Origin of the sequence: Achromobacter pestifer, assembly GCF_013267355.1 — a bacterium.
GTDB classification, from domain to species: domain Bacteria; phylum Pseudomonadota; class Gammaproteobacteria; order Burkholderiales; family Burkholderiaceae_B; genus Achromobacter; species Achromobacter pestifer_A.
In genome coordinates, this window is the sequence record NZ_CP053985.1 from 287,823 (window position 1) to 306,120 (window position 18,298).

Annotated in this window: 12 protein-coding genes; 6 read left to right on the forward strand and 6 right to left on the reverse strand. The window is 64.4% G+C overall.

Going from position 1 to position 18,298, the window contains the following annotated elements; translation table 11 throughout:
• Window positions 1-23 precede the first annotated feature (23 nt).
• The 3 genes from FOC84_RS01785 (at window position 24) to FOC84_RS01795 (ending at window position 6,633) form a co-directional block, all read left to right on the forward strand.
• Window positions 24-3,869: a retention module-containing protein gene (locus FOC84_RS01785; RefSeq protein ID WP_173142921.1), complete on the forward strand. Its 3,846-nt coding sequence runs from the start codon at window positions 24-26 to the stop codon at window positions 3,867-3,869.
• A gap of 104 nt (window positions 3,870-3,973) precedes the next feature.
• The gene (locus FOC84_RS01790) at window positions 3,974-4,657 is read left to right on the forward strand and encodes a transglutaminase-like cysteine peptidase (protein WP_173142922.1); all 684 of its coding nucleotides are present in this window, start codon (window positions 3,974-3,976) and stop codon (window positions 4,655-4,657) included.
• A 17-nt stretch (window positions 4,658-4,674) separates the two neighbouring features.
• On the forward strand, window positions 4,675-6,633 hold the full coding sequence (locus FOC84_RS01795) for a bifunctional diguanylate cyclase/phosphodiesterase (RefSeq protein WP_173142923.1): 1,959 nt from the start codon (window positions 4,675-4,677) through the stop codon (window positions 6,631-6,633).
• A 102-nt stretch (window positions 6,634-6,735) separates the two neighbouring features.
• Here the strand turns inward: FOC84_RS01795 and FOC84_RS01800 are convergent, their stop codons facing one another.
• The 3 genes from FOC84_RS01800 to FOC84_RS01810 are packed head-to-tail and all read right to left on the reverse strand — an operon-like array spanning window position 6,736 to window position 10,102.
• Window positions 6,736-7,575 carry a M48 family metallopeptidase gene (locus tag FOC84_RS01800; protein WP_173142924.1) on the reverse strand — a complete coding sequence of 280 codons (840 nt, stop codon included), beginning with the start codon at window positions 7,573-7,575 and terminating at the stop codon, window positions 6,736-6,738.
• A 37-nt stretch (window positions 7,576-7,612) separates the two neighbouring features.
• Window positions 7,613-8,683 carry a chorismate synthase gene (aroC, locus tag FOC84_RS01805; protein ID WP_173142925.1) on the reverse strand — a complete coding sequence of 357 codons (1,071 nt, stop codon included), beginning with the start codon at window positions 8,681-8,683 and terminating at the stop codon, window positions 7,613-7,615.
• A gap of 36 nt (window positions 8,684-8,719) precedes the next feature.
• Window positions 8,720-10,102, reverse strand: a complete 1,383-nt coding sequence (locus FOC84_RS01810) for a putative bifunctional diguanylate cyclase/phosphodiesterase (protein WP_254241885.1) — start codon at window positions 10,100-10,102, stop codon at window positions 8,720-8,722.
• A 509-nt stretch (window positions 10,103-10,611) separates the two neighbouring features.
• Between FOC84_RS01810 and FOC84_RS01815 the strand changes: the two genes are divergently transcribed.
• The gene (locus FOC84_RS01815; RefSeq protein WP_173142926.1) at window positions 10,612-12,585 is read left to right on the forward strand and encodes a bifunctional diguanylate cyclase/phosphodiesterase; all 1,974 of its coding nucleotides are present in this window, start codon (window positions 10,612-10,614) and stop codon (window positions 12,583-12,585) included.
• A 95-nt stretch (window positions 12,586-12,680) separates the two neighbouring features.
• Window positions 12,681-14,126: a sensor histidine kinase gene (locus FOC84_RS01820; RefSeq protein WP_254241886.1), complete on the forward strand. Its 1,446-nt coding sequence runs from the start codon at window positions 12,681-12,683 to the stop codon at window positions 14,124-14,126.
• 15 nt (window positions 14,127-14,141) lie between these two features.
• Here FOC84_RS01820 and FOC84_RS01825 read toward each other — a convergent pair whose 3' ends face one another.
• The 3 genes from FOC84_RS01825 to FOC84_RS01835 all read right to left on the reverse strand — a co-directional run bounded on the left by FOC84_RS01825 (window position 14,142) and on the right by FOC84_RS01835 (window position 16,931).
• The gene (locus FOC84_RS01825) at window positions 14,142-14,861 is read right to left on the reverse strand and encodes a response regulator transcription factor (protein ID WP_173142927.1); all 720 of its coding nucleotides are present in this window, start codon (window positions 14,859-14,861) and stop codon (window positions 14,142-14,144) included.
• A gap of 214 nt (window positions 14,862-15,075) precedes the next feature.
• The gene (locus FOC84_RS01830; RefSeq protein ID WP_173142928.1) at window positions 15,076-16,563 is read right to left on the reverse strand and encodes a protein adenylyltransferase SelO; all 1,488 of its coding nucleotides are present in this window, start codon (window positions 16,561-16,563) and stop codon (window positions 15,076-15,078) included.
• Complete coding sequence (locus tag FOC84_RS01835; protein WP_173142929.1) at window positions 16,560-16,931, reverse strand: DUF2069 domain-containing protein; 372 nt, start codon at window positions 16,929-16,931, stop codon at window positions 16,560-16,562. Before FOC84_RS01835 ends, FOC84_RS01830 begins: the two co-directional genes overlap by 4 nt.
• 17 nt (window positions 16,932-16,948) lie before the next feature.
• Between FOC84_RS01835 and FOC84_RS01840 the strand changes: the two genes are divergently transcribed.
• Window positions 16,949-18,262: a YihY family inner membrane protein gene (locus FOC84_RS01840; protein ID WP_173142930.1), complete on the forward strand. Its 1,314-nt coding sequence runs from the start codon at window positions 16,949-16,951 to the stop codon at window positions 18,260-18,262.
• Window positions 18,263-18,298: the final 36 nt, after the last annotated feature.

Below are 18,298 nucleotides of genomic sequence, written 5' to 3' on the forward strand. Positions count from 1 at the left end.
CAACACTCTGAAACGAGACCGACATGGCCAACACTTCTGCCGCAATCGTCAACGAAATCTCCGGTCGCGCGTGGCTGCGCCATACCGACGGCTCCCTGACCGAACTGCACGTGGGCAGCAAGGTCCCCGCCGGTAGCGATGTCGTCACGGCCTCGGGCGCCACGGTTTCTCTTCAGGTTGAAAACGGCACGCCCATTATCATCGGCGAGGGCCGCCAAGTTGCGCTGACCAGCGAAATGACCGGCATGCTGGATGATGCGTCCGAAGCAGCGGTAGCGCCGCCCACAGGCACCGACTCCGACCGATTGTTGGCCGCCCTGCGCGACGGCCGCGACCTGTTCGACGAACTCGATCCCACCGCCGCCGTCCTGGCTGGCGGTGGCGGCGGTGGCGGCAGCAGCTTTGTCCGCCTGACCCGCCTTCTTGAAACCACCAGCCCGCTTGACCTGGCCTACTCGAATCCCGCTCGCGGTGACGCAGTCTTGCCACGCATGTCCGGCATTGGCCCCGCCTCCGACGACGACGAAGTACCCACGGCAGTCAGCGTCAACCACGCGCCCGCTGCACGGGACGATGCAGGACAAGGCAATCAAAACGGCCAGGTGCGCGGCAACCTGCTCGCGAACGACATGGACCCGGACGGCGATCCCCTGACGATAGCGTCGGTAGGTAGCCGGCCCATGACCTCGGGTGGCATTGCGGTCGCGGGCAGCAATGGCGGCACGTTCACCGTCCTGCCTGACGGCAGCTATGTCTTCACGCCAGGAAACGCGTTTGCGCGCCTGGCGGCGGGCGAAACCGCTACCAGCACCATTTCGTACACCATCACGGATCCCAGCGGCGCCACCTCCACGGCAACCGCTGTCGTGACGATCACCGGCACCAATGACGGCCCGGTCTCCACCGCCATTTCCGACACCTCCAGCCTGGATGCCCAGACCCATGTGAGCTATGACATCTCTGGCCACTTCTCGGATCCGGACGCGGGCGACACGCTCACCTACACCGCGACCGGCTTGCCGCCCGGCCTGAGCATCGATCCGCACACCGGCATCATCACCGGCGACATCGATCCCTCGGCCTCGCAAGGCGGCAGTCTCGGCGTCTACAACATCACCATTACCGCCACGGATCCCTCTGGCGCGACAACTTCACAGAAGTTCGACTGGGCCATCGCCAATCCCGCGCCCGTCGCAGTTGGCGACTCGGGCGCTGCCAGCGAGGACTCGCCCCTCGACGTCAGCGCTCAGAACGGCGTGCTGGCAAACGACAGGGATCCAGACGGCGATGCGCTTACCGTCTCGCAAGTCAACGGTAACGCAGCCAACGTAGGCGCCGCCATCGCGGGCTCCCATGGAGGCACGTTCACGCTGAACGCCGATGGCTCCTACAGCTTCGACCCAGGCTCTGCATTCCAGCGCCTCGGCGCCGGCGAAAAAATCTACAGCTCGATCACTTACACCGTCTCCGACGGCGAGGGCGGTACAAGCACGGCCACCCTTACGGTAGAAATCACCGGCGCCAACGACGGCCCGGTCTCCACCGCCATTTCTGGCACCTCCAGCCTCGATGCCCAGACCCATGTGAGCTATGACATCTCTGGCCACTTCTCGGATCCGGACGCGGGCGATACGCTCACCTACACCGCAACCGGCTTGCCGCCCGGCCTGAGCATCGATCCGCACACCGGCATCATTACCGGCGACATCGATCCCTCGGCGTCGCAAGGCGGCAGTGTCGGCGTCTACAACATCACCATCACCGCCACGGATCCCTCTGGCGCAACAACTTCGCAGAAGTTCGACTGGGCCATCGCCAATCCCGCGCCCGTCGCGGTTGGCGACTCGGGCGCTGCCATCGAAGACTCGACCCTCGACATCAGTGCCCAGGACGGCGTATTGGCAAACGACAGGGATCCAGACGGCGATGCGCTTACTGTCTCGCAAGTCAACGGCAACGCAACCAATGTGGGCGCCGCCATCGGGGGCTCCCATGGCGGCACGTTCGCGCTGAACGCCGATGGTTCCTACAGTTTCGACCCAGGCTCCGCCTTTCAACACCTCGGCGCCGGCGAAAAAATCTACAGTTCGATCACGTACACCGTCTCCGACGGTGAGGGTGGTACTAGCACGGCTGTCCTGACAGTCGAAATCACGGGCGCCAACGACGCACCTATCCTCCAGGCACACGGCAATCAGGTGTTGGAGGACCATGTGGCATCTGGCAACGTGCTCATCGGAGCGGTCGATGTCGACAACGACGCGCTGACTGTCACAACCGTCACCCTCAACGGCACAACATACGCGGCCGGCATCACTGCGTACATGGAAGGCGTAGGTTCAATTCTCGTCAAAGCCGACGGCAACTATGTGTTCACACCGGACGCAAACTGGAACGGAAACCTACCCCAGATCACATATACCGTGACGGACGGCACGGTCACGACCTCGTCCACCTTGGACATTGGAGTTCTGTCGGTCAACGACGCCCCGATATCGCAAGACGCCTCCGGCAACGTCATGGCTGGCGGCCGTTATACGTTCAGTCTGAATGACTTCCCATTCTCTGATCCAGAGGAAGGCCATTCGATGAAGTCATTGATCATCGACTCTCTGCCTCAACACGGTACGCTGCTCCTGAATGGCAAAGCGATTGTGCAAGGACAAGAAATCAGCGTAGAGGATCTGGCCAACGGCAAATTGGTGTTCCAACCCGGTGCGGTGAACTCCGGCGACAACGATACTTCGTCGTCCTTCGAATTTCGCATCAGAGATAGCGGCGGCGTTTCCCACGGTGGCCTGGATATTTCCCATCAGCAAACATTCAAAATGAATGTAGATCAGTTCATCGTCGGTGACGACGACACTGGCGACCGGTCCAGGCTCATGGACGATTGGAACGGTGGCGACGGCAATGACGTCATACTGGGCGACCACGGAGGCGTGCTGAGCCTCCCCCCTCCTCCCCCAAAACCTGCTAACTGGGAACTCTCTCGGGACCGGGAAGCTGAAGCCGGCGACCGATCAGACCATGTACTGGCTACGCCGGACACCGACAGGCTCTACGGCGGCGACGGTTCGGACATCCTGTTTGGCGATGCGATCAACACAGATCAGCTGCCCTGGGGCATCAACGGCAATCCCGCCAGACCTGAAGGTCTGCACGACGGGTCCGGCCTGCGGGCGCTTACGCAGTTCTTGTTTCTGAAGAACGGCGTGCCACCGACGGATGCAGATCTGTACAAGTTCGTCTCGGAAAACCATGAGGTCCTCGAGGTACATGGCGATACGCGCGGTCGCTTCGACACGATGTACGGCGGCAATGGCAACGACATCCTCTACGGCCAAGGCGGCAACGACGAGCTGCAAGGCGGCTATGGCAACGACATCCTGTCGGGCGGCACAGGTAATGACTGTCTGGAAGGCGACGCTGGCAGTGATGTCCTGATCGGCGGCATGGGCAATGACTTGCTGCATGGCGACGGCAATGGCATCCGGTACGACAACAACAGCGACACGTTCAAATGGACGCTCAACGACCAAGGCACCACAGACGCCCCAGCAGTGGATAGGGTCATGGATTTCTCGATTCAGAGACCGGCCGACGGCGGCGATATCCTGGATCTGCAGGAACTGCTGGTCGGCGAGAACGACGGCACCCTGACCGACTACCTCGCGTTCAGCAAGGACGGCAACCATACGGTCATCGACGTGAACACCCAGGGCAAGCTGGGCACCCAGGGCGCGGACCAGCAAATCGTGCTGGAAAACGTGGACCTCACGCACGATGCCTACGGCCAATCCCTGAGCAACCAGGCCATCATCAATGACCTGCTGCAGAAAGGGAAGCTGACCGTCGATCATGCCTGAGCAATAGCTCCTGGGAAGATCCGCAACGGGTCTTCCCGCCTCCGGATGAGACATTTTTCCCAAGGCGCATCTAAGATGCCCGGAAAAATGTGAAAATCCGTTTCATGCCATCGTCCCGCCGTTTCCGCCGCACGCTGAATCTGTGCCGATTGGCTTTGCTATGCCTGGCTTGCGGCTGGGGCGGAAGTTCCGCCCTGGAAGTCAATGCCGACCGGCTGCAAAGCCTGTCGGCCAGCCGCTATGGCGCAAAAGGCTCCAAGGCGGTGTCGGAATGGCTGCAATTGATGCGCAACCCCGCCCCAGCCCAGGAAAGAGGCGCGCTGACGCAGGCCAATGACTTCTGGAATCGCTCCCTGATGTCCGGCGAGGACATCACCATCTGGAAGCAGGCGGATTATTGGGCCACGCCGTTAGAATCGCTGGGCAGAGGCGCGGGCGATTGTGAAGACTACGTCATCGGCAAATACTTCACGCTGCTGGCGCTGGGCGTGCCGGCCAACAAGCTGCGCTTCATCTATGTCCGCGCGCGCATCGGCGGAGCGGCCAGCAGTACCCAGATCGCCCACATGGTGCTGGGCTACTACGAAACCCCCAATGCCGTGCCGCTGGTGCTGGACAACCTGATCTCGACCATTTTGCCCGCCACGCAGCGCCGCGACCTGACGCCGGTATTCAGTTTCAATGCCGACGGCGTTTATGTGGACGGCAAACCCGCCGCGCCGGTTGACCGTCTCAGCCGCTGGCGTGATCTACTTCAACGCATGGAACGGGAAGGCGTGCGCCCCTGATGTCCGGAAATAAGACTATGTCCATACTTCGACAGTTGTTGCTCAGCGTTACCCTCGCCATCGGCGTCATCCTGCTGGGCACGCTCGCGCTCAGCGTGAATACAGCCAGAGAGTACCTGTCCGGCCAACTACAGGTGCAGAGCACCGATGCCGCCGTATCGCTGGCGCTGTCGCTCTCGCAGCCGGCGAACAATGACCCGGTCGTGCAGGAGTTGCTGGTATCGGCGCTGTACGACGGCGGGCACTTCTCGCTGGTGCGCTTGAGCGATCCGGAAGGCAAGGTTCTGATCGAACGGAAATCCACGGCCACTGCGGCGTCGGTTCCCGCCTGGTTCCAGGCGCTGGCGCCCCTGACAACGCAATCGGCCAGCCACGCTGTCAGCGACGGCTGGCGCCAGATCGGCGAAGTCACGCTGATCGCCAACGACGCCTATGCCTGGGAAGCCCTGTGGCGCAGCAGCCTCAAGATGATCGCCCTGGTGGTGGGCGCCGGCATTCTGTGGGCGGTGTTCGCCTTCATGCTGGTAGGCTGGATCAAGAACCGCCTGCTGCGCGAAATCAGCGACCACGTGCGCAGCATCGGCCAGGAATCCCCGACGGCCCAGGTCGAAGCACGCGTGCCTGAATTGTCTGGCGTAGTGCAGGCCCTGAACCAGACCCGCGAGCGCATCCATGCCAGCGTCGAGGAACAGAACGCCAAGATCGAATCGCTGGAGCTGGAACTGAACCAGGATCCGGTCACCGGCCTGCCGAACCGCAAGTACTTCGTCAACGAATTCCGCCGCGCGCTGGAGACCCCCACCGTCACGACCGGACGCGGCATCGACGGCGGCCACGTCCTGGTATTCCGCCAGCGCGACCTGGCCGACCTGAACCGCCACATGCCGCGCGAGTTTATCGACCAATGGCTGCGCACTGTCTGCGAACGCATCCGCGGCACGCTCAAGAGCATGCATGTGGCGTCGCCGCTGCTGGCCCGCCTGAATGGCTCGGATTTCGCCTTGCTGCTGCCGGGCTGCGCGGCGCCCCAGGCCATGATGGTCGCCGAGCAGGTGCGCGCCGACCTGCACGCGTCCCGCATTCCCGTGGGTGAAGGGCATTTGTGCCGCTGGGCGCAGGCCATGACCGACTACGGCCACGGCAGCCAGGCCGGCCCGGTGCTCGCGCGCCTGGACTTCGGCCTGATGCGGGCGGAAAGCGCCGGCAACGATCAGGTCGTGATCGCGGGCGCGACCGACATGCAGTCGCCTTCGGAATCGGGTGAACGCGCCTGGAAGGACGCAATTCAATCCGCCCTGGAAGAACATCGCTTCGAATTGGCCACGGAAAACCTGCAAGCCACCGACGGCAGCACCGTCCGTACCGAGGCGATGCTGATGCTGCGCACCGCCGCCGACCAGGTGCCGATCCCCGCCACGCTGTTCATTCCGCCTGCCGTGCGTCTGGACCTGGTGGCCGATTGCGACCTGGAAGCCGTGAGCCTGGGGCTGGATTGGCTGGCAGCCAACCCCGGTGAACTCGCCGTGCGGGTGGCCTTGCCCTCGTTGCGAGGCCAGAAGTTCTTCCGACAGTTGGCCCTGTTGCTGACCGAGCACCGGCCTTTGGCACGCCGCTTGTACCTCGAAATCGACGCGCACGGCCTGGTGGAGTGCCACGAACAGATCGCCACGCTGGCCCGTGTTGCCTCGGAGTTTGGCGCGCATATCGGCGTGCGCCGCCTGGCGCAGCAATTCGGCGCGATTGCGCAACTGCACACCCTGCCCTTGTCGTACGTGAAATTGGGCGGCGGCTTCGTCGGCGGCATGTCCCAAAGCCCCGGCAGCCAGCAGTTGACGGCTTCGGTGTTGGAAACCGCACGCGGCCTGAAGATAGCGGTCTATGCCGAAGACGTGCCGGACGCCGAAACGCAGCGCATCTTGGCCAAGCTGGGCATCGGCATCATGCGCGGTCCCGGCGTCAGGACGGCCGCGGCATAAGGCGGCCGGTCAAGGCGACCGGCCTTCTTGACCGACCAGGGCGGCCGGTCAAAGTGGCCCACAATCGAGGTGGCCGTGTCCGCTGCAGCCGCCACGGCGGCCTCAGCGGGAGGCTTTGCCCTTGGACTGTTCGTACAGCGGCAGCACCTGCTGCGCAGCGGCCTGCAGATCGCTGATGCGCGATGCGGCCGACGGGTGGGTCGACAGGATTTCGGGTGGGGCGCTGCCCTGGTCGGCCGCGCCCATCTTCTGCCACAGCGTCACGGCGGCGCGCGGGTCGTAGCCCGCCCTGGCCGCCAGCTCCACGCCCATGCGATCGGCTTCGGTTTCGTGCGTACGGCTATTGGGCAGCGTGAACATGACGCTGGTGAACTGTTCGCCCAGATCGGACGCAGCTGACGACCCCGTGGCGATCGCCAGCACGGACAATCCCAGGTTGGTGGCCATCTGCTGGGATACACGCTCGCGCGCATGTTCCCGCAAGGCATGTGAAATCTCGTGCCCCAGCACCGCCGCCAGCTCATCATCCGAGGGCTTGATCTTGGCGAGCAGCCCCGTGTAGACGGCTATCTTGCCGCCCGGCATGCACCAGGCGTTGATCTCGTTGCTGGACAGCACATGCACTTCCCATTTCCAGCTGGCGGCGTCAGGGCGGAAGACGCCCGCCTGAGCGATCAAGCGCTGGGAAATGGCGCGGACCCGCGCCACCTGCTGGGCATCGCGGTCCAACAGGCCCTTGGCCTGCGCCTGCTTGAGTATGTCGGCGTACTGCTGGGTCGCTTCCTGTTCCAGCGCCTGCGAAGGCACCATGCTGGACATGTACTGGGTCCGGTTGACGCCGATGGCGCCGGATTGCGTGGTGTTCATGCCGGTGCAGCCCGCCAGGGCGGCCAGCGCGAGCGCCGCGCCCGCATTGCGCAGCAGATGACGTTTCCGGTTCATGGCGGGCCTCTCAGGTAAATCGAAGAACGGCAGCGTATCAGACTGCCGGATCGCCACACTGGCCGCGGTGGCGCAGGGCATGGTCGATCAAGACCAGCGCCAGCATCGCTTCGGCGATGGGCGTGGCGCGGATGCCGACGCAAGGATCATGGCGGCCCAGGGTCTGCACCATGACCGGGTCGTTGGCGCGGTTCACGGAGCGGCGCTCGACCCGGATGCTGGAGGTCGGCTTGATGGCCAGCGACACGGTGACCGGTTGGCCGGTGGAAATGCCGCCCAATACCCCGCCTGCGTTATTGGTCAGGAAACCATCCGGCGTGATTTCATCGCCGTGCTCCGAGCCGCGCTGCGCGATGCTGTCGAAGCCCGCGCCGATCGAAACGCCCTTCACGGCATTCAGGCCCATCATCACGTGTGCGATGTCGGCGTCCAGGCGATCGTAGATCGGTTCGCCCCAGCCCGCAGGCAGGTTCTCGGCCACGACCTCGATACGGGCGCCCACGGAGTCGCCGTCGCGGCGCAACTGGTCCATGTAGGCTTCCAGTTCCGGCACGACCGCTGCGTTGGGCGCGTAGAACGGATTATTGGGAACGTCGTCCCAGGAAACGAAGGGGATGGCGACGGGGCCAAGCTGGCTCATGTAGCCGCGCACCTTGACGCCGTACTGCTCGGCCAGCCATTTCTTGGCGATGGCGCCCGCCGCGACGGTCGGCGCCGTCAGACGCGCCGAGGAACGGCCGCCCCCGCGCGGGTCGCGCACGCCGAACTTGCGCCAGTACGCGTAGTCGGCATGGCCCGGACGGAAGGTGTCCGCAATATTGGAGTAGTCCTTGCTGCGCGCATCGGTGTTGCGAATGAGCAGGCCGATAGGCGTGCCCGTCGTCACTCCCTCGTATACGCCCGACAGGATTTCCACCTGATCGGCTTCCTGGCGCTGCGTGACGTGGCGGGATGTGCCAGGGCGGCGACGGTCCAGTTCGAGCTGGATGTCGGAGACATCCAGTGGCAGCCCCGGAGGACAGCCATCCACGATGCAACCGATGGCCGGCCCGTGGGATTCGCCGAAATTGGTGACGGTAAAGAGGGTACCTAGGGTATTGCCGGGCATAGGGAGTCAACAGGTCGGGTTTGCAAGCAACCCCGATTATGACACCGCCGAAGCCAAAGCCTGGATTTCGGACGCCGGCGCAGGCCGTCCCAACAGGAAACCCTGCATCACCCGGCATCCCAGGGACTTCAGGATCTCGCGCTGGCCTTCGGTTTCGACGCCTTCAGCCACCACCGGCAGATGCATCGCCTGGCACAGGCCGAACAGCGCCGAGACCACCTCGCGGCTGCCGGCGTCGGATTCCAGCGCGGAGATGAAGCTGCGGTCGATCTTGACCCAGTCGATGGGCAGGCAGCGCAGGTGGTTCAGGCTGGAATAGCCGCAGCCGAAATCGTCCAACGCCACGCCGATGCCCATCGCCCGCAGCGTGTTCAGGATCTTCACATGCCGTTCATAGTGCAGGATGAAGAGGGATTCCGTGATCTCCAGCACCAGCTTGCGTGGCGCCAGATTCGCGACCGCCAACGCATTCGACACGAGTTCGACCAGGCCGTCCTCGTTCATCTGCTTGACCGAGAGGTTCACATGCACGCGCCAAGTCGCCGGCCACAGCGCCGCCTGCGTACATGCCCGCTCGAGGATCCAGGCTCCCAGCGGCACGATCAGGCCGCTGCGCTCAGCCAGTTCGATAGTCACGGCCGGCGATACGCTGCCGAGCACGGGATGATGCCAGCGCAGCAGCGCCTCGCATCCCTGCACCATGCCCGTGCCGCTGTCGCAGACCGGCTGGTAATACAGTTCGAACTGCTCCATGGCCGGCGTGGTCAACGCCAGCCGCAGGTCGTTTTCCAGGCCCTGCTGGTCGCGCTGGCGCGCCAGCATGCGGAAATCGAACAGATTCCAGCCCGGCCCGCCGCGCTCCTTCAGCGGCAGCAGAGCCACTTGCACACAGCGCTGCAGCTCTTCCACGCTGCGGCCATGCTCGGGATACAAGGCCGCGCCGACGCGGAACATGGCCATCAGCGGACGCCCCCCCAACTCGTAAGGTGCGCTCAGGGCTTCCAGCAGCTTGGCCGACACTTGCGCCGCCCCCGCTTCGTCCACATCGGGTGCGCAGACCGTGAACGCATCCGCCCCGGTGCGCGCCACCATGCCGCCCATGGACCGGCAGATCAGGCCCAGGCGGTTGGCCACCTGTACCAGCAGGGCTTGGTCTTCGCCCGCGCGCAACATGGCGCTGATCTCGGCATATTGCTCGAAGCTCACCAGGAAAAAAGCGCCGCGGCGCGAATGGCCCTCGGCCTGGTTGAGCCAGGCACGGACGCGCCGGTGCAATTCCTGTTGGCTCAGGACACCGGTCAGTTCATCGCGCGTCAGGCGTTGACGCAACAGGCGTTCCCTGCGCACGAAGACCCAGCACATCGCTACAAGTGCGCCCGCTAGCGTCAGGCACAGTGCGAGCAGATAACTCTCACGCACGAAGCCCCCTATCCATAAGCCCCTGGCGTTGCGGTTCGACGGGGAACCCAAGGACTGTAACATTTTTTAAGATATGCATTATTTTCGCAAAAAACGCCACACTTCAGAGGCAACGCACCTCTTTTCCCTGTATTCCTACGATTACTCTGGTTGCTCGCGGAGGGGCTGGATGGCCACGAAAGGCTAGAGCCGACCCTTTGCGCCATGCTCGCCCTACTACTTACGACAGCTACACCCGAAAAATTAATACACCGTGTCTCGATAGTTGTCATTCAAAATCGGACAGCATCGAAATAATTGCACAGCTTGACCCCGTATGGCATGAATTTAGTAATATTCGGCACGTTCTGTGACATGTAGAATTGCTGTACCACTGATGTATTAGTGATTCGTATCACACCCTTATCCAGGCCTTCCAGCGCTGATCGAGATCCGACGCCACTCCAACCGGACACCTGGCAGTCCTCAGTTCAGGCCGCGCAGCGGCCAGGAAGGGAACCTCCAAATACATGTCCACATTCCGCCGGCTACTTTTCTTCACCGCTCTCCTGATCGGCCTCGTTCTGCTGGGCGCGCAGGCCGTGGGAATGCTGGCCGCGCACCGCTATCTGACCTCGCAGTTGGCGCAACGAAGCGACGACGGCGCCAACGCGCTCGCCTGGGCGCTGTCGCATGCCGCCGGCGGCCCCAGCGAGCTGGCCGCGCTGGCGGATGAACTGTACGCGCAAGGCGGTTACGCGCTGGTGCGCATCACCACCGAAAACGGCATCCCCGCCATCGAGCGCCGAACGCAGCACACTGACCTTCAGCCCCGTGAACACGATTGGCGCGACACCTGGCTGAACATGGAAGCGCCCGCCGTGTCGCGGCCTTACACGGCTCCGGACGGCAGCTCGCGAGGCGCCGTTACCGTGCAGGCGGATTCGCGGACTGCCCGCGACACCCTGTGGCAAGGCGGCGTGCGAGTTCTGGGGCTGGTGCTGGCCGCAGGTCTGCTGTGGATCCTGTTCTCCCTGAACCTGGCGCGGCGGATAGAAGCGCGCACCTCGCGCGACATCTGCGAACGCGTGCGTGCGCTGGCCCCGGGCAACCGCAAGACATTGAACGGCACGTGCGAACTGGCGGGCGTCGATCAGGCGCTGGTGGATGCGCAACGCATGGTCGCCGCCACCGTGCAGGAACAGAATGCCCGGATCGAATCGCTTCAGAGCGAGATCTACAAGGATCCCATTACCCGACTGCACAACCGCAAGTACTTTGTCGATCAGTTCAGGCAGGCGCTGGCGGACAAGGATCCCGAAGCAGGCGGCCATCTGCTGATGTTCCGCCAACGCGATCTGGCGCAAATCAACCGGCACCTCTCGCGCGCCTTCACGGACCAGTGGCTGCGCTCATCCTCCGACCGGCTGCGCAAGCTGGTGGCTGAATTCGGCGGCCCGGCAGCCATGCTCGCGCGCATCAGCGGTTCGGACTTTGCGCTGCTGCTGCCACGCACCTCGGCGCCGCAAGCCAGCCTGCTGGCCGAGCGGGTGCGGCGCGAACTGCGCTCGCTGCGGGTACCCATGGACAAGCACGAGTCCTGCCGCTGGGCCCTGGCGCTGGCCTCCTACGCGCCAGGAGATGGCATGAGCGATACGCTGGCGCGGCTGGACCACGCCCTGATGTGCGCCGAAAGCGCCGACGACGACCAGATCGCGCCGGCCAGCCGCGCGCCGGACAGCACGCGCATCGGCGAGTACAGCTGGCACGACGCGCTGGTTACGGCGCTCGAACAGCATAGGTTCTCCTTGTCCGTGCAGCCCCTGCACGACCTTTCCGGCGCCCTGCTGCACCAGGAAGCCAGCCTGACCCTGCATGACACCAGCGGCGCCGACCCCGTGCCGGCCTCGATCTTCATGCCCCCCGCCGTCCGTCTCGGCCTCTCCGCCGAATGCGACATACAAGCCATCCGCCTGGGGCTGGACTGGCTGTTCGCGCGCCCCGGCGCGCTGGCGGTGGCGATTTCACTGGCATCGATCGCCCAGCCTTCGTTCCAGTCCAGGCTGCAACGCATGCTGGCCGACCGCCCCGCCCTGAGCGCGCGCCTGATCGTGGAAATCGACGCGGCGGCCCTGGCCGTGCAAGGGGCGGACCTGCACCCGCTTTGCGATATCATCGTGGCCGCCGGCGCCCGAGTCGGCGTGAGCCGGCTGTCGTACCAGTTCGGCGCCATCGAGCATCTGCACGAGTTCCCCTTGTCGTACCTGAAGCTCTGTGGCGGCTTCATCACCGGGCTGCTCCACAGCCCGGGCAGCCAGCACCTCGCGGCCACAGCGGTGGCCACAGCCTCGGCGCTGGATATCGCGGTCTATGCCGAAGACGTGCCTGACATCGCCACGCAGAACGTCCTGGCGGGCCTCGGCGTCCACGCCATGCGCGGGCCTGTCGTAAACTCCGCCCAGACGCACGACCTCGCTCCTGATCATCCATGGGTTTCCAGTTGACGGAAGGCATGCTGCTTCGCATCTGTTGGCTTTTGCGCGTCCGCAGGCCTTTGCACCCGCGCCGCACTGGTGACGCCTCCGCGGTTCGGCAAACCATGCTGCCCCGCCTGGGGCTGTTGTTGTGCGCCCTGCTCGGTCCCGGCGCCGCCCTGGCGTACAGCCCGGGCGCTTCCTATGAAGACCTGCATCTGGGCCTGACAGCCGGTGTCGCCACCGCCTGCGGCGTGGCCTGTGCCGTCGCGTGGGCGGCCACCCGCAATGCCATTTACGGCGCGGGTCTGGCTTTCATGCTGCTCGAAGGCGTGTTCCGCTCCATGCCCACACTGCTACCCCCCGCATCGCTGCAAGCCGGTTCCTATGCGGCCTTGCTGGCGCTCACCACGCCCATTCTTGCGGCAGCGTGCGCCACCAAGCTGGCGACGGCCTGCCGCTGGGCCAGCGCGGCGTTGGCGATAGTGTCGATACTGGCGCTGATCATCGCCTACGACCCAGGCAACGGCATCGCGTCCGCCACGATCGCCGGCGCCTGCGCCATCGCCAGCCTGCCGCTGGCCATCTGGTTCCTGATCCGCGCCGCAGGCAGGACACCGGCACGCGCGGCCTCGCTGGCCTTGGCTGGCGCATACAGCGTCTCGGCCTGGTTGCTTGGGCACGACGCCTGGTTACCCCAGAGCGGAGCCGGCGCGATCGTCGAGCTGGCGCGACTGCTGCTGGTGTCGAGCGCCTTGACCTTGCTTGCAACCGATCAACACGGCCGCCCGCAGCAGGGATCGAAAAGCGCAGGCCACGAGCACACCGATGCGGAACACCTTGCCCAAGGCGAGCTGAGGCTAGCGGAACTGGCCGGCGCGCTCGACACGCAGCGCCAGATGAATGCGCTGATCTCGCACGAATTGCGCGCGCCGCTAGCCACCGTCAGCGCGGCAGCCCAGTCCTTGGACATGATACTTGCCGAGAGCGGCGAGGCCGTGGACAACCGCCTGGCGCGCATTCATCGCTCGGTCACCCGGATGACCGAACTCATGGATCAGCTGCTGAGTCAGGACAGGCTGGGCGAGCAGGCATGGACGCCTCGCGGCGAACAAACCGACATGGCGGACCTGGTGCGCGATGTGGTCACGGCGATGCAGCCCGATACGGCGCATGCGCTGATGCTGCAAGCCGGCGCATCCCTGCCGGTCTATTGCGACCGCCCCCTGACCAGCGTGGTGGTGCGCAACCTGATCCACAACGCCATCAAATATTCACCGGCGAATGAGCCTGTCCGCATAGAGACCGGCGAAACCCGAGTGGGGGCCATTCCGATGGCTTGGGTGGCGGTCACCGACCGCGGTCCGGGCATCGGCGTGGAGGAGCAAACCAGAATCTTCGAACCGCATTTCCGGCGCTCGGCGCACCGGGAGACGCAAGGCATGGGCATCGGCCTCTATCTGGCCCGGCGCATCTGCCAGAACCAGGGCGGCTCACTGACCATGGAAAGCGAAGTGGGCGTAGGCACGCGCTTCGTCGTCACCCTACCGGCAAGCGCTCCGGCGGCTTGACCGCCGCGGGCGTGTTCAGGCCGCGAACACGTAACCCTGGCCGCGCACCGACAGCACGGGCAGCTTCAGGCCCGCGCTTTGCGCCTTGGCGCGCAAACGGCTGACCAGCACATCGATACGGCGCAATTCAAAACCGCCCGGGCTGTCCGGCAGGAATAACTCCGCCAGGACCTGGCGGCTGACCGCGCTGCCAGCGGCATCCATCAGGGCGACCAGAAAGGTGCGCTCCTGGGCGCTGAGGTGCAGCGAAGCGCCGTCGGGCGCAACTAGAATCCACCCGCCGTCCTGCAGGGACCAAGACGTATCCGCGGCGGCGCGCGTTTCCGCATCCACGGGACGCGGCGCCTTGGCCAGACGCATCCGGCGAGCCAGGCTGCGGATGACGGAACTTAGTTCCAGCAGATCCACGGGCTTGGTCATATAGACATCGGCGCCGCCCTCCAGGCCACGCACCCGGTCTTCCAGCGCGCTGCGGCCAGTCAGCATGACGATACCGACCGGACTGAGGGCGCGCAGGCGGGTCGCCACGGAGAAACCGTCTTCTCCGGGCAGGTGGGCGTCAAGAATGACGATATCGCAGGGTTGCTCCTGCAACCGGCGATAAAACGCCGCGGCATTATCACAGGCAAACGCCACCCGGAAACCATAGCCACCCAAGCCTAACGCCAACTCCTCCCGGAAATCGGCGTCATCCTCAAGCAGACCGATACACAGCAAACCATCTGCGCCAGCCATATTTAGAGTGCTTTATTTTGAAGATTATCGACAAATGCCCCGCGGACGCAGGGTCCCGGGTATTCCGTTGGCGACAATCTTACGTCTTTTACAATGGAAACGAATGATTGCAGTGAAAAAAACTGCGATATTCCTTGTCCAAATGGTTATTTTCCCGTAAATCCCGGGAAAATCACTTTCGCCTCTCTCCGGTTTGTACGGCTGGCGGCCAATATCAAGACGAGCAACTGACTTCCAGGCTGCCCGCCCAATCCGGCGGCAATGCCGCATGGCGCTCGTGCCCCGGCTGGGCCTCGTAGGGATTGCGCAACAGCTTCATCAAGGTGTCGATCTCGCCGACATCGCCCGTTTTGGCCGCCCGGATCGCCTCTTCCGCCAGGTGATTGCGCAGCACATAGAGCGGATTGACGCGATTCATGCCCGCGGTGACATCCTGCACCGGCCGTCCGTCCTGCGCATGCCGCTCCACCAGCCGATCCAGCCAGGCCCCCGCCGCCGGCCGGTCGATGAACAGGTCTTCGAACGCGCTGCGCTGGCCCGACAAGGCGTCGGCAAGGCGCCGCCAGGTCAGGGTAAAGTCAGCCTGATTGGCGTCCATCAGCTTGAGCAGGTCGTCCAGCAGCGCTTCGTCGGCCGGCCGCCATGCGGCCAAACCCAGTTTGGCGCCCATGCGGTCATGGAAAGCCCGCGTGAAAACCGGCTCGAATTCGTCCAGAACGGCCCGCAGGCCTTCCACGTCCTGCACCAGCGCGTGCAGGCTGCCGCCCAGGCGATAAAGGTTCCAGAGGGCCACGGACGGCTGGCGGTTCCAGGAATAGCGCCCTTCCGAGTCAGAGTGATTACAGATATGGCCCAGGCGGAAACCATCCATGAAACCGTAGGGGCCATAGTCCAGCGTCAGCCCCAATATGGACATATTGTCGGTATTCATCACGCCGTGGCAGAAACCCACCGCCTGCCAGTCCGCCATCAGCAGCGCGGTGCGCCGCGTGACGGCACGCAACAGGTTGATATAGGGCGCCATCTCGTTCGAGGGATCTCCCGTCCCCGCCTCCCGGCATTCCGGGTAAAAACGGTCTATGACGTAGTCTGCCAGCGTCTTCAGCATATCGGGCTGGCGGCGCGACGACCAATGCTCGAAAGAGCCGAAACGCACGAAACTGGGGGACATGCGTGTCACGATGGCCGCAGTCTCCACGGTTTCCCTCATGACAGGATCGTCGGAAACCACCAGCGCCAGCGCGCGTGTCGTGGGCACGCCCAGCCCGTGCATGGCCTCGCTGGCCAGGTACTCGCGCACCGACGAGCGCAGCACCGCGCGGCCGTCGCCCATGCGCGAGTACGGCGTCATGCCCGAGCCCTTGAGCTGCAGTTCCCAATTGCCCCGCGGCCCCTCGACCTCGCCCAATAGATGGGCGCGGCCGTCGCCCAACTGGCCGGCCCAGACGCCGAACTGATGGCCGCTGTAGACCGCCGCCAGCGTGTCGCCGCCCGGCAGCGGCTGGGCGCCGGAAAACACGCTCAGGAATTCGGGCGTGGACATGACGGATGGGTCCAGGCCGATCAGTTCGGCCGCCTCCGCATTGCCATGCAGCAGACGCGGATTATTCAAAGCCTGGGGCGCAAGCCGGGTGTAGAACGCCCCCGGCAAGGCGGCAAAGGAATTGACGACGCGCAGATCGCGTAGCGTATGGGCGCTCATGCGCGTTGCCTCCTGGCCGCCCGCTTGGCGGGCCGCACGTAGAAAATGGCGCTAAGGAAGAAAATGGTCGACAGCAGGATCTCGCCCCAGGCCATCAGCACGGACAGCGGCGCAGGATCCGACATGGCCCGCACCACGCCCTCCATCAGGTAGAGCAGCGACAGCATCGAGGCCCACTGGTAGGTATAGAGATTGCCGCGCAGGATGCCGCGCAGGGGAAACGCCAGCGGCAGGGCCTTGAGCAGCATCCAGGAACCGCCCGGCCGCACCGGCGCCACCACGGTTTCCCAGGTGACGCAAAGCACGATCAGGGCGAACAGCGAAACCGAGGCCAACAGGCGCAAACGGGGGTTGAGTTCAGGGTTCATGCTGCTATTATCGCCTGATGAATCGCCCCGCCGAGCCTGCCGCCACCACGCCGGCGGCCACCGAGCATTCGACCCCGCGCTCTTCATGGATCGCGAGGACCGGACGCGTCATGCGCTTCAGCGCCGAACGCGCCGGCGAAGAAAAACTGCTGCAAGTCGCATCCAGCCTCACCTTCACGACCGTCCTGGCCATCGTACCCATGCTGGCCGTGGTCCTGTCGCTGTTCACCGCTTTTCCGGTGTTCCAGGAATTCCGCGTCGCGCTCGAGGATTTCCTCACCAACAGCCTGATGCCGCCGTCCGTGTCGGACAACATCATGGACTACCTGAACCAGTTCGCGCGCCAGGCTTCGCGCCTGACCGCCATCGGCGGCGTGTTCCTGCTGATCACCTCGTTGTTGCTGATCATGACGATCGACAAGGCGTTCAACGACATCTGGCACGTGACGCGCCAGCGCCCGCTGCGGCAGCGCGCGCTGGTGTACTGGGCCATCATCACGCTGGGACCGGTCGTGGCCGGCGCCAGCCTTTGGGCGACCTCGTTCGTGGCGCGCGAATCGCTGGGCCTGGTGCGGGACGTGCCGGAGGCCGTCAGCATCGCGGTGTCGTTCATCCCGCTGGTACTGACCGCTCTCGGTTTCGCCGCGCTGTTCGTCATGGTCCCCAACCGCGAGGTCCTCTGGCGCGATGCCCTGGTTGGCGGCTGCGTGACGGCCATCGTGCTGGAAATCATGAAGTCGGCGTTCGCCTACTACCTGACGCGTTTTCCCACCTACACCGTCATCTACGGCGCATTCGCCACCCTGCCGATCTTCCTGCTCTGGATCTACCTGTCGTGGCTGGCCGTGCTGCTGGGAGCCATCCTGGCATCCAGCGCGCCGCTGATCCGCCTGGGCCGCTGGGAAATCAACCGCTATCCGGGCGCGCCCTTCGTGGACGCGGTGGACGCGCTGCGCGCGCTGCGCCAGGCGCAGACGGCCAATCCGCCGGGACTGCCCGCCAATCTCCTGGCCGCGCAATTGCGGCTGCACCAGGACGAACTGAACGGAGTCCTGGAAACGCTGGCTGAAATGGGGCTGGCGACGCGCAGCCCCGAAGGCCTTTGGGTTCTGACCTGCGACGCCCGCAAAACCTCGATGGCGCCGGTGGTGGACCATTTTCTGCTGGATCGCGGCCAGCCCAGGGTCCGCAATGACCCGGAAATATTGCGAGTCGCCTCGGCCGTGATTTCCCAGCAAAATGCGCCCACGCTGGAAGAAGTCTGCGGAGAAGCGCAAAATACTGAAAATGGAATCGCTCCCGTACTGCAGCTGGAAGCGAAAAAGAATTAGCAAATAGCATTAGGGCGTATTCCGCCCAGGAGGAAC